Here is an 11,630-nt window from a genome sequence, read left to right on the forward strand (position 1 = left end):
GCTGAGCAATATGGTTTGAGTTTGCTGCATGGTTATCGCGGAAAACCCGACGCCGGCGTCTTCAGGTAATGCTGTCCTTAATGCTTGCGACGATAAGGGACAGGATCCCCCATGCAATCAACAATCCAGCAAAGGTTAACGCCGTATAGGGCAATGTCCTTGGGTAAGTGGCACTGTCCGGCCGAGAAGGTGGCACAACAGTAACCAAATACAGGTCCTGCTGCTCCAGCTTCTGCCGGACGCGCTCATAGCCGTTACGGGCCAGCTTATACATGTATTCCGAAAATTCGGTTTGTATCTTCAGCAGTTCGAAATCCCTGAGTTGCGACGAGACCGTCGGCTCAGCACCATTTCCTGTGAGCATTGAGTTCAGTTTTCGCAACTGAGCTTCCACAGCCGCAAGCCGGGCACGAAGCTGAGCTTCTCCAGGTTTATTTGCTAATCGCATAGAAGCGGAAGTGGCCAGTTCGTTTTCAAACGCAGTTTTCTGAAGTGTAAGATCTGATATCAGCTTGAGTGTCTGTTTTGCGGTTTCAACGGGGTCGATGGTCTGATTCGACTGCTGAAAGTTCAAAATCTCGGCCCTTGCGTTAGCCAATGCCCTACTGGCCAGATCGACCTCCTCCTTAGCGCGCTTTAAAGCATCATTTTTGCTGCGGAGCGAAATCGCGTTAATAAGCAACTCGCTTCTCTCAATGACTTGCGAGGACAGAAAAAAGGCGTCATCGGGCGAGTAGGCCCTGACGCGCAGAGTTAATATTCCCGATAAAGTATCAACAGATGCGGTGACGCGAGACTTCCAGTACTGCCACATCTGCTCCAGATCATCGTCCGATGCCAAGCGAGACGAAAAATCAATATCGCCCCTGCCATAGAGCTGAAGTAGTCTCTCACGCCCTCCAACATCCTCAATAACAGATCTGCTTTTGATATAATCCATAACGATCATCGAGTTCTGCGCGCTGTCTCCTGTCTTGCCAAAATTAAGCTGTCCAAGGATAGAAGGCCCACCCTTATCACTGCCAGCCGCCTGCAAGGCTTCGCGAACAGTAAGCTTGGCCTCCGACACGAACACGTCAGACGCAATGAATGCAAAATAGATTAAGGCGACCACGGTAGGCGCCAACACCATAATCAGGAAGCTCTTGAGAAGCAGGCCGCCGCCACCGGCGAAGGCTGCGGTGTCGGCTGCTAGTAATCGCTCCTTCCGCGCCAGTACAAGCCCCGATCTCAGCTTTTGGAGGGGCGCGGATACCGCGCGCCCCAAAGCACGCGTGACAAAGGTCGGCGGCGGCTTTTTACTGCTATCAGCGTCTAACTGCTTATCAGTATCGGCGCCCGTTTTCAGGCGAAAGGACTCGACGGCGGAGTTCAACGAAGCCGCCTCACGCGATTGGTCTCTATCGCTCACGGCCACCCCCGGAAGAATGCTGAACTTCAGCTTCATTTCTCGTCTGGTCTCCAATAGCCGCGTTTACGGCCTCCGATGCAAACGAATACAAAGCTATATCTTCATCTAGTATATCGGCTATCATCCCGATTTTGGTCAGGATAACGGCGAGTTCCGCAACCCCCGGCAAGCTTTCCAATCGCACGTCACCGAAAACGGGAACGCCGATCAATGTATCTGCCACGACTGAGAAGTCCGGCAAGCGTTCCCGCGTTCCAACAAGGTCAAAATGCGACAGATTATCCAGGGCAATGCTGACATTTCGGCGCTGTACCTCCTCTTCGGGATAGCAGCCGAAAGCTGCAGTCATGGGTGAGCGAAGAAGGTTGTACTGTTCGGGCGACAATCCTCGGAAAGCTGCCAAAAGAGACTTTTCGTCCTGGAAATCCATATTCTCCACGATATCCAGCAGAACAGCATGGTGTTTCATGATTGGATGCAGGCTAGCGTTCTTCGACCATTTTTTCATGTGGGCCAAAGTAAGCAATCGCTCTGCGAGTTCTTTAAAGGGGTCCCTCAATATGGCCGCCGTAAGAAATCCGCGTTCCCGGAGCAGACTGCCGTGCCGCTGCCAACTCGGATAACCGGAAATGAACAACGATTGGGCATGCGATCCGATGATCGATGAAGTGGTCTCAAGGGAAAAACGCTCTACCGCAGGATAGGTCAGATCGAACAACCCCATTATTTCTTTCAACATTCTCACTTGTGGAAAAGTGCCGACTTCCATCAGCAGGACCTTCTTCGCGACTGCCGCTCCATAAACATTGCGACGAAATATCGGTAGATTGGTTTCGACTTCGACCAGCGTCAGTTGTGGGATATCCGAAAGGTCATCTATCACGGATCTGTCGATCTGGAAGCCGGCAAGACCCGTGCTGTGAAGACCATGATCCTTCAAATCCGGACGCAGCACATTGGCCCTAAACGGAATAGACTCTCGTCCCGGAATCTTGATGACCAGTTCGGGAACAGCAGACGGGTTATCCAAGACGATCCAGCCAGCGATCGTGTGCCCCTGATCGGTGTCAATAGCGAAGTACATTTTTTGCCGCTCTATTTGGCCATATGGTCGCGGACAAGGAATGTGATTCCGACCGACACGGCAGTTAGAAGTCCAAATACGGCGAAGAAGCCCAGCCACATCAGAAACCGCCGAGGATAGATCGCCTCGTCGGCCAGCAACGGCTTTACATAGGTGAGCAGATACGAGCGTTGCCGTTCCGTGGTAAGACGGGCGCTCTCATAGGATGCCATAGCGCCTGCATATTCGTCCTTCGCTATGTCGAGCTCTATCTCCTTCTGCTGCATTTGGGTTGCTATTTCTGCAAGGTTTGCCCCTTTGGAACGGGACATGTCAACTCCACCGGCAATGGCCTTCTCATATTCAGCAATCTGGGAGCGCAATACACTTGCCCGATTGACCAAAGGCTGCATTTGAGGCGCATCAGCCGCGGTTGTCTCTATGATTAGCTCCTGTTTCGAGAGCTCCAAACGCAAATCGGTGAGAAGGTCTGTATATGCTTTTGCGGTCATACCGACATCAAGTATGCCGGCATCGTTTCTGGCGTCACGTAGTTCGGAGACCATCTTCTGCAGCTTTTCCCGCTTTAGCCGCAGTTCCTTCTCCGTTCTAACGAGGGTGTCCATCTCACTTTTCCGCGTGAGTTGGTTAACCATCTTTTCGGCTTGCAGAATAACGCTGTTCGTCAACGCAAGACTTTCCTGCGGAGTGAATGCCCGCAATTTCAATGTGACCAAGCCAGAATTCCGGTCGACAGAGACGTCCAGCTGATCACCCCAATACTTGATCAAATCTTCATCGGAATCCCTTGGATCGAATCGCGCGAGGAAATCGTACTTAGCATTCGAAAAGATGTTTCGTAGGTGATGCTGCTCACCAAGCGCCTCCACCATGGCGCTGCTTTTCACGTAGTCGGCTATGATAAGTCCGTCCCTTGCCTGTCCGGTATCGATAAAAGAAGAGAGTGCAGAAAGGCCAGCCACAGACACATCGCTGCCCGAACGCACGGCGAAACGGGCTTCGGTAACATATTGGTCAGCCGCGATCGCACCGTAATACACGGCGGCACCAAACACAGGCCCAAAGAACGAGGCAACAAAAAGCAGCACCAGAAATTTGTGAAAGTAGCGATCGCTCTTGCGAGCGCGAAAGCCACCGCCACCTCTGAGAACAGGCTGGGGCGCGCGCGCCCTTCTTGCGGCCTTTCTCAGTTCCGCGGATATCGCTTGAGCAGTATCGCGGTGAATTGCAGATCGCTTTTCGATACTGAGCAGAGCTGTCTTTGCCATCAAGAGCTACTCCGCCTATTGATTGAGTTTCTTATATAGTTCAATTGCATCGTCTATATTTGAAAATTCATACATTACCCCGTGGGCAAGAACCACCGCGCGCTTGCAATAGTTTTTAATTGTTTCCATCGAATGCGATATCATAATGATATCGGATTTCGTTCGGCGCTTGTCAAATTCCGCTTGGCACCGCGCCTGAAACCGCGCATCTCCAACAGCCGTTACCTCATCAATTAGGTAGCACTCGAAATCGATCGCCATCGACAAACCGAAGGCCAATCGTTGCATCATGCCGGAAGAGTACGTCCGGAATGGCTCGTCGATATAAGCTCCGATCTCCGCAAAGTCTTCGACGAAATCGACGACTTTCCGCGGCTTCTGGCCGTAGATTCGCGCAACGAACTCCACGTTTTCGCGCCCGGTCAGGGCCCCGTGTAGACCTCCCGCAAAGCCGAGCGGCCATGAGACCCTTGCCTTCCGCGTAATCTTACCGGAGTTTGGTAACTCGGTGCCACCAAGCATGCGCATGGTCGTGGACTTTCCTGCACCATTAATACCCAAGATTGCATAGGAAGTACCGGCTCGGAACTCAGTCGACACGTGATCTAGAATGATCCGAGGCCGACCATTCGTTCGGTAGAACTTGAAAACGTTGGATAAACTAATCATGATGAGAGCAGTTTTCCCCGAATGAAGCGCTCTCCAAGCAACCCTAAGAAAAGGCAAACGGTAGCAAGAGACATCAAATAACTTTTGGAAAGCATCGTGTCGCCGTATCCCTCGTAGTACGCGGACCGAAGCCATTCGACACACTGGAACAAGGGATTATACCACATGATATTCTGAACCGATGTGGGAAAGCTGCTGGGAAGCACAAAGATCCCGGCACTCAGATACAACGACAACATTATCACTATAAATACTATATGCCAGAATTTTATTATAGAAGATATAATCGTATTTAGTAATCCTACCGATATCGCAAAGTAGACCGTCGCTAAAATCGCTGTCGCGCCGGTCTCCATGTCCAAAGGAGTGAGGTCAACACCAACAAGGAACGCACAAAAACCAAAAAGGAGAACCACGACAAAGGCTGTCAGAAATTCAATGATGGCTCTCGAAAACATCAAATCCAAAGCCTTCACGGCCGGGAAAAGAAACAGTGGTTTGTTCAACTCGATCGAGTATCCCATCATGCGCGAAGGATATAAGCACAAAACGTAGGGCATGACACCGGTTGCAATAAAAACTGACGGATCGCCACCCAACGGCAAAAACCTGTTGGCATAAGTCATGACAGCTACGATTCCGCCGAGGTGCACCAGCGGCCAGGCTATGGCGACTAGGTACCCTAGATAGGATCGACCGAATCGGGTGCGCATATCCCTTAACATGAGAGCATAGATGACATTCCACTTTGCGCGAAGCGTGTTCGATATCATTGGGCTTCCTCGCGTCCAAATGGATAAGGCTCAAAATCAGCCCAGTTGTTGGCTTACTTATCATTCGATCTATTTTATGGCGAGTGGTTCAAACTTGGAAAGTTGAGAGCCCTCACCGGCGTTTCGCTTGGCGCAGAAGCCAAAGGTCATGGCTTCGCAACAGGAAGCGTGTATAAGCAGGCTCTAACGATGGTGTTTTTCCGGAGGGTACGAGCATACTCCCCCAATGGTTGCTAGCGGATACAACCCTTCAAGACGCCTTATCGCTAGCAGGCATCGCCTGGATTTTGCGAAGGCTCTCTCTCACTCGAGGATCGCCCGCCCGCGCTCAAGCATGTGTCCCGCTCGTAGGACATCGCGCTGTTGACGCGTCCCGTCTCGATCCACAGCTTCATCCGGTCGGCAGCGTACCGCCTTAGTGAAGGTCGCGTTGACATTGAGGCTCGCGCACTATCGAGTTCTGCGAAGGCTTCAACATTGAAAGCTCCTCCACGCAGGCATGACGTGCGGCCACCTGGGTTGAGACAGCGTCCGTGTGTTTGGCACAGGGCTTTAGTCACCATCCGGATGCGCTCACGACACCGTCTTTGGCGCCCCACGGGGTTGCGGGCGCTATTTACCCAGTGCGGCGGTATCGTCGAATCCTGGATTGGCGCTTGCGAGCGAGGTCAACGTCATCGGTGTGTCATCGCTTGCCGCCGGCCACAAGACCCTGATGCCGCAGCTTGCCGATGCGCTGAAAAAGCGCGGCGGCGAGGATATCATCGTCATCTGCGGCGGCGTCATCCCGCGGCAGGATTACGAGTATCTGATGGATAACGGCGTGTCCGCCGTCTTCGGCCCCGGCACGAACGTCCTTGATGCCGCCCGCGCGGTGCTCGACCTGATCGAAGGCAAGCGGCGAAACATTTGAAGCCTGACTGCACCGGGATTCCACCGGTGCCTTCTTCAAAGGACGGGCGCGACTGCGCACAATAGCAGTCCATCCAGTCCGCTCCGGTGTTCGACAAGCAAGAGCCGAAGTCGAAACGGGTGTAACATTGCTGTCTGGAACCCGAGCGGCGCGCACAATTGTCCAAGGACCGTTTTTCCGCCGGGGTTCAATCTGCGGGAGGACGGCAATGCGCAAACTTCAATCGCAAGGGGTCCATCACATCACGCTCGTCGGCGCGAACCGCCAGACGTCGATCGACTTCTGGGAGGGCGTGCTCGGCATGCCCTTCATCTTCGAGCAACCGAACCTCGACAGGGCGGCGGAAAGCCATCTTTATTTCGATCCGGGCGATGGCCGCCTGATCACCGTCTTCACCGACGAGGCCCGCAAGCCCGATCCCGATCGGACATCGACGGATATCGGCTGCGTGCATCACATCGCTTTCGCCGTCTCGCGCGCGACGTTCCAGCAAGCGGTCGACCGTCTCAACGAGCGGGAGATCCGCCATAGCGGCGTCAAGGATCGCGGCTTTATGGATTCGATCTATTTCGAGGACCCACTTGGCCTGTTGATCGAGCTTGCGTCCTATCGGTTCGAACCGCCGGCCGGCCATACTCATGCCGAGGTGCTGATGGAAGCGCACCGGATTCGCGTCGCCCGCAGCGAATACGCCATCGCCGAGGAGCATCTCGCCGATGCCATCGAGGCCCTGGTCGAGCGAACCCGGCCTTCATTGTCAACCGATCGGGTGCCCAGGAATCCGTACTGAGCACCCCCGCGAAAAGGGAGGAACACTCGTGTCTGCAATCAAACTCAATGTCATCAAGCCCAGCGTCAACAACCTGACGGCCCGCGTGTTCGTTCGCGCCGCAGGTCTCGATTTCAGCGAGCATGACGTTTATGGGCTTACGCGCTCGGCCGAGTATCTGGCGAGGGCGCCTTCGCACCTGACGCCGATGATCGAAACGGCGGATTTGCCCAAGGGCGTACTGTGGGAAAGCTGCGCGATCATGCAGTATCTCTGCAACAAGCACGGGCTCAACGACTTTTATCCGAAGGATCCCGAGGCACGCGCAATGATCGACAGCGCCATGTTCTACCTGATCGGCACCTTCTATCCCTATCTCGCGCGCGCCACTTATCCGGTGCTCAAGTTCCCACAATATCCAGGCGAAGTCGGCTATAGTGATGCAGACGCCGACACCAAGGAGCATGCGCGCAAGCAAGCTGCGGATGCGCTGGCCGAACCGCTCGAAGTCTTCCACACGTTCTATATGGGCGAGAAACCCTTCATCGGTGGCACCAAACCGTCGATTGCCGACATGAGGCTTGCAGCGACGCTCGAATTCCTCGCGGTAATCGACTATTCCCTGCCGGCCTGGGCGGCAACCTATATGGCGGCGATCGAGAAATCGCTCGGCAACGCCTACTCCGAACCCGCCGCCGATGTTCGCGGCTATATCGACTACGTGAGAGCCCAGAGGGAAGAGGAACTGACAGGAAATAAACGTGATCGAATAGAATGAGTGAGAGCGGATGCGGGAGAAGAACCGCAATGACGGCATCGGCCGTTCATTGGACAAGAAGCGCTATGCCGGTCGCGCCGAGCGCCAATGTCCAGAGACGATCGAAGTTGATCCACGCTGAGCGCAGGGCCGCAAGCCCCAGCCACTCGAAGACGGCGAGCGCGACCGCCGCGATGACTGCGAGCATGACGCCGCTATGCACCGCAAGGGCGGCAAGCGCGACCGGGAGTGAGCTCGCCATTGGCATTGCGAGGTCGCCGGAGCGATCGGCCAGACAGATGCTGAGCATTGCGGGCACCAGCATCAACCCCGCCCCGTGGCTCGTTGCCATCAGGAAGGACCAGAACGCAAGGCCGGCCATGCCGGTTCGCATTCCCACTCTGACGCGTTGGCGGTGTCCGTAAACGGCGCCGTAGGCGGCAAGGCCAAGTATGAGCGAGGCGGCGGCAAGCCTGAAGCTGTCCAGATCCAGGGCTGCGCCGAATGCGATGACCACCACCAACACGGTCGCGATGGAAATCGCATGGCCAATCGCAATGGGAACAAGGGACAACCAGACGGTCCGCCGGCTCTGGCGGTGAAGCCCCAGCGCCACGGCGAAGAGCCAGCCCATCGCCGGATTGAGACCGTGAAAGGCGCCGAGGCCGGCAAGTGAAAGCCATGGCCAGAAGGTCGTCATTCGCCATGGTAGGGCCGCACGCCCGCACCCTCCTCACGGATAACAATAGGAATCGGACGAGCAGTCCCCGCCTTCCAGGCGAACCTGATGCGGGCGATGGCCTTTCGGCCAATCGACGAAGAAATTCTCGTCAAACGCGATTCCGCCGCCCTCATTGACATCCAGCTTGACCATCCACCCGTCGATACCGTCGGGATAGAATTGCGGGTCGATTGCGCCATAGAGCGAATTGGTGAAATAGACCCGCTTGCCGTCCCGGCTGATCTCCACCATCTGCGGCCCGCCGTTCAACGCTCCGTTTGCAGCCTTCGGATGGGTCGCTCGTGATACGATCCCACCGATGCGCACTCGGCCCGTCTCCTTCGGGGCGAATGGGTCGGAAACATCATATTGGATCATGTCACCGGTGCCCCAACAGGAAACATAGAGGAACCGATCGTCCATCGACAGGTCGATGTCCGTGACGAGCGGTGCGACCGCGCCGAAGCCCTTGAGCACGGGCGGCAGGAGATCCGGATCGGCGGGCTCTGCCGGGATCTCGATCACCTTCTTGACCGCCCATTGGTTTCCGTCGCGATACCAGGTCCAGATCGATGCCGAGAGGTCCTTGATGCTGATGACACAGCCGACGAAACCGTAGGCCCTGGTCGGATCGTGGGCCGGGCGCAGTTCAAAGATGAGTTGGTGCTCCTCGCCGAGGTCGATCTCCTGCAGGTGCTTGCGCTTGTGCAGATCCCAGAAGTGCAGCCTGCGGCCGTATTTCGAACCGAGCAACACTTCCGGAACCAGCCCGTTCTCGAAGGTATCCGGCGTGCCCCATTCGCTGGTAATCAGCGTGTCGTGACCGAGATGCCACCAGAAGTCATAGGCGAGCTTCTGCGGTCCACGATCCATTTCCCATTGGCCGAGCACGTCGAAACTCTCGTGATCCAGCAAGAAGATGCCGCCGGGCGCATTACCGTCGCGGTCGGCGAGCGCGTTGACGTAGATGCCCTCGGGGCCGCAATGGATGGTGTGCAACCGCGAATAGTTCGCCTTTTCGGCAATTTCGGAAGGCTCGATCACGCGGATGATCTTCGGATTGCGCGGGTCCGGCTTGGTGTCGATGATGTGGAGCCGCGAAGATCTCAAACCCGGGACTACGAGATAGCGACGCTCGACATGCGGGTGCGGCGCATTGGGGCAAAGACAGGAGGAGCAGGCGTTCCAGCCGAAATGATGGAGCTCGTCGCCAACGTTCGGCATATCGACCTGTGCAACGATTTGCGAATAGCTCGGTGACGTCGGGTCGACATCGACCACGGCGATTGCATCCGGCCTCGCTCGCTCAGGATCGAAGGCTGCGACATAGGCCAAGGTTTCCTTGGGAGCCTTGGCCGCCATGCGTGGTGAAGGATAAAAAGAAGGATCGGGTCGCCACGTCGCCATTTCCATTCTCCCTGGAGAATTCCCAATGCGTGGATCCTGATGCAGGCATTGGTGATGCGGCAAAAACGCGTCGGAAATGCGGCGCATTGCCTCATTTTCTCAAAAGGAGAGATGCGGCTTCCTGTGGGGGCATTGCGTCGATCATCGTCTGGTGCTTACCGCCCCGCTTGTCGCCCTATCTTCTGTCGGGATCTTGGTTTGGGGCGCCATGGTTGTGCTCTGGCCAAAGTGCACTTATGTTCTGGTCATGACGTCGATAGCAGATGCGCTCGGTCCCATTGGCCTCATGGGACGTTTGCTTGCCCGCTTTTGGCCGCAACTGCTCCTTATCGGGGCGGCAGGCTATATCGTGCGGGACCTGCTGCTGCGCGCCGCGGTCGAAGTGGGTTTGCGCCACCCGCTCGGCGGTATGGTGGTGCTGTCGCTCGTCGTTCTTGCCAAACTCATCATCGTCGTCCTGATGTTTCTAGCCCTGCGTCCGGGATTGCCCGCGCTGGAATCGCTCCGGCAGACGAAGAGCGTGCCGGTCTCGTCAGGCAAATCCGGCAGCAACGATCGGCGCTTGCTGGCCGTAACCGCCGCAGCGATTTTGCCGTTCTTCGCCTACTACGCGGCGTGGGGCTTCCTCGGCAACACGGTGCGTGAATATTCCCGGCTGGCACTCGACAAGGTCGCTTTCGGCGAGAAGGCCGATTTCTTTGACATTCTCAGTTCACGCGGCCTGCTTCTGTCCATCGCTATTTGCTGGTTCGTACGTTGGGCCGCCAAGCGCATGAGCAAAAAGAGCGAAGCGCCAACTTGGCGCTTGCTGATCGTTGCAGCCGACGCGAGCTGGATCTTTATCGGTCTCTACGGGCTTTCGATCTGGAAGGATGAATTCATCACCTGGCTCGGCGCCGGCAAGCTCCTGACCTCTCTTGGCCAGGGCATCAGCTTGCAGCTGATCGGCGTTGCCTATGCCGCGGAGAATTTCATACCCGTGGAGTTTCGCACGCCCGACTGGCTGACACAGGCGCAGAGCCTGTTCTTCTACGCCCTCTTGCCGATGGTCTGGCTGGTGATGGCCGCAATCATCAACGGCTATGAACTTTCCGCGGCCGGTCCCCGCACCATGCCGGCATGGACCAGTGCACGGAGCTGGCGCAAATGGCTCATCGATTTTCTCGAACACTTCGTCAGCGACTATCGCTCGCGTTATGGGCCGGTCTGGACCTGCCTGAAGCTGACACTCGGCGTGGGGCTTGCAACCTTGCTCACCTTCATCGTCGCCTATCGCCTGATCGGTTGGCTTGGGGCCTGGCTCTGGTTTGCAACAACGCGCCTGCTCGGCGTCGAAGAGTTCGCGACCTGGGAGTTTGTATCCAGCATCCTGGTCGTCTTCATCGGCAGTCCCAGCGATCTCGACGGCGGCATCTTGCTCGATTCCATGCGCATCTCGCTGCTGGCAGCCATACTCGAACGAGCCATTTCGCAGGCAACACCTGCGGCGGCCCCTGAAGCGCCGCGCATCTTATCAGACGCGCAAAGGTTGCTGTAACACTTTGAATTGCTGCGGGCGTGCAATCCTATCGTCGCACCTGATGTCCGAACTTCGGCTAGCGACCAAAGGGGAAGTTCGACCCAATGCGGGCCTGACGCGTCGACGCGAACCCGTCGGGCGCGTTGCGCGATTAGGCAGGAACGTAGGTCCCAACCTGATCACGTCATCCCGGATACCCCGCGTCAGATTCTATCCACTCTCATGTTCGCCTTTTCAAGTCGCAGGCATAGAAATTCTCCCGCCCGATGTTCTCGGACGTCGTGTTTCGTATGAGTGCGTCCTGGGGAAAGCAGGAGGCACGGTCAATGAACGACGGTT

Annotated in this window: 10 protein-coding genes and 1 pseudogene; 4 read left to right on the forward strand and 7 right to left on the reverse strand. The window is 56.1% G+C overall.

Going from position 1 to position 11,630, the window contains the following annotated elements; genetic code table 11:
• Window positions 1-61 precede the first annotated feature (61 nt).
• Genes BKP54_RS21905 through BKP54_RS21925 form a run of 5 tightly spaced genes read right to left on the reverse strand, consistent with a single transcriptional unit; the run spans window position 62 to window position 5,205 of the window.
• Window positions 62-1,447 (reverse strand): hypothetical protein, encoded by a 1,386-nt coding sequence (locus BKP54_RS21905; protein ID WP_084814927.1) that lies wholly within the window; start codon window positions 1,445-1,447, stop codon window positions 62-64.
• A complete protein-coding gene (locus BKP54_RS21910; RefSeq protein WP_084814928.1) occupies window positions 1,401-2,495 on the reverse strand; it encodes a hypothetical protein in 1,095 nt (364 codons plus the stop codon). Before BKP54_RS21910 ends, BKP54_RS21905 begins: the two co-directional genes overlap by 47 nt.
• Before the next feature lie 11 nt (window positions 2,496-2,506).
• Complete coding sequence (locus tag BKP54_RS21915) at window positions 2,507-3,763, reverse strand: hypothetical protein (protein ID WP_084814929.1); 1,257 nt, start codon at window positions 3,761-3,763, stop codon at window positions 2,507-2,509.
• 15 nt (window positions 3,764-3,778) lie between these two features.
• Complete coding sequence (locus tag BKP54_RS21920) at window positions 3,779-4,432, reverse strand: ABC transporter ATP-binding protein (RefSeq protein ID WP_084814930.1); 654 nt, start codon at window positions 4,430-4,432, stop codon at window positions 3,779-3,781.
• Entirely contained in the window at window positions 4,429-5,205 is a 777-nt protein-coding gene (locus BKP54_RS21925; RefSeq protein ID WP_084814931.1) for an ABC transporter permease, read from the reverse strand. Before BKP54_RS21925 ends, BKP54_RS21920 begins: the two co-directional genes overlap by 4 nt.
• Before the next feature lie 649 nt (window positions 5,206-5,854).
• Here BKP54_RS21925 and BKP54_RS21930 point away from each other — a divergent pair.
• The 3 genes and pseudogenes from BKP54_RS21930 to BKP54_RS21940 form a co-directional block, all read left to right on the forward strand.
• Window positions 5,855-6,118, forward strand: a pseudogene (locus BKP54_RS21930) (cobalamin-dependent protein); the annotation flags it as partial.
• A gap of 208 nt (window positions 6,119-6,326) precedes the next feature.
• Entirely contained in the window at window positions 6,327-6,908 is a 582-nt protein-coding gene (locus tag BKP54_RS21935; RefSeq protein ID WP_057204634.1) for a VOC family protein, read from the forward strand.
• A gap of 28 nt (window positions 6,909-6,936) precedes the next feature.
• Window positions 6,937-7,665, forward strand: coding sequence for a glutathione S-transferase family protein (locus BKP54_RS21940; protein ID WP_084814932.1), 729 nt, complete (start codon window positions 6,937-6,939; stop codon window positions 7,663-7,665).
• A gap of 46 nt (window positions 7,666-7,711) precedes the next feature.
• On the opposite strand, the gene BKP54_RS21945 is transcribed toward BKP54_RS21940, so the two are convergent.
• Together BKP54_RS21945 and BKP54_RS21950 are read right to left on the reverse strand one after the other, a co-directional pair.
• The gene (locus BKP54_RS21945; RefSeq protein WP_057218861.1) at window positions 7,712-8,344 is read right to left on the reverse strand and encodes a hypothetical protein; all 633 of its coding nucleotides are present in this window, start codon (window positions 8,342-8,344) and stop codon (window positions 7,712-7,714) included.
• A 33-nt stretch (window positions 8,345-8,377) separates the two neighbouring features.
• On the reverse strand, window positions 8,378-9,772 hold the full coding sequence (locus tag BKP54_RS21950; RefSeq protein ID WP_084814933.1) for a selenium-binding family protein: 1,395 nt from the start codon (window positions 9,770-9,772) through the stop codon (window positions 8,378-8,380).
• 247 nt (window positions 9,773-10,019) lie between these two features.
• Here BKP54_RS21950 and BKP54_RS21955 point away from each other — a divergent pair, with 247 nt between their 5' ends.
• Window positions 10,020-11,309, forward strand: a complete 1,290-nt coding sequence (locus BKP54_RS21955) for a hypothetical protein (protein WP_084814941.1) — start codon at window positions 10,020-10,022, stop codon at window positions 11,307-11,309.
• Window positions 11,310-11,630 lie beyond the last annotated feature (321 nt).

The sequence above is a fragment of the Ensifer sp. 1H6 genome (assembly GCF_001976035.1).
Taxonomy (GTDB): Bacteria; Pseudomonadota; Alphaproteobacteria; order Rhizobiales; family Rhizobiaceae; genus Ensifer; species Ensifer canadensis.

Excerpts from the sequence above, each read along its gene's own strand:
- BKP54_RS21905 (WP_084814927.1), bottom strand. The coding sequence starts at position 1,447 with ATGAAGCTGAAGTTCAGCATTCTTCCGGGGGTGGCCGTGAGCGATAGA.
- BKP54_RS21910 (WP_084814928.1), bottom strand. The coding sequence starts at position 2,495 with ATGTACTTCGCTATTGACACCGATCAGGGGCACACGATCGCTGGCTGG.
- BKP54_RS21915 (WP_084814929.1), bottom strand. The coding sequence starts at position 3,763 with ATGGCAAAGACAGCTCTGCTCAGTATCGAAAAGCGATCTGCAATTCAC.
- BKP54_RS21920 (WP_084814930.1), bottom strand. The coding sequence starts at position 4,432 with ATGATTAGTTTATCCAACGTTTTCAAGTTCTACCGAACGAATGGTCGG.
- BKP54_RS21925 (WP_084814931.1), bottom strand. The coding sequence starts at position 5,205 with ATGATATCGAACACGCTTCGCGCAAAGTGGAATGTCATCTATGCTCTC.
- BKP54_RS21935 (WP_057204634.1), top strand. The coding sequence starts at position 6,327 with ATGCGCAAACTTCAATCGCAAGGGGTCCATCACATCACGCTCGTCGGC.
- BKP54_RS21945 (WP_057218861.1), bottom strand. The coding sequence starts at position 8,344 with ATGACGACCTTCTGGCCATGGCTTTCACTTGCCGGCCTCGGCGCCTTT.
- BKP54_RS21950 (WP_084814933.1), bottom strand. The coding sequence starts at position 9,772 with ATGGCGACGTGGCGACCCGATCCTTCTTTTTATCCTTCACCACGCATG.
- BKP54_RS21955 (WP_084814941.1), top strand. The coding sequence starts at position 10,020 with ATGACGTCGATAGCAGATGCGCTCGGTCCCATTGGCCTCATGGGACGT.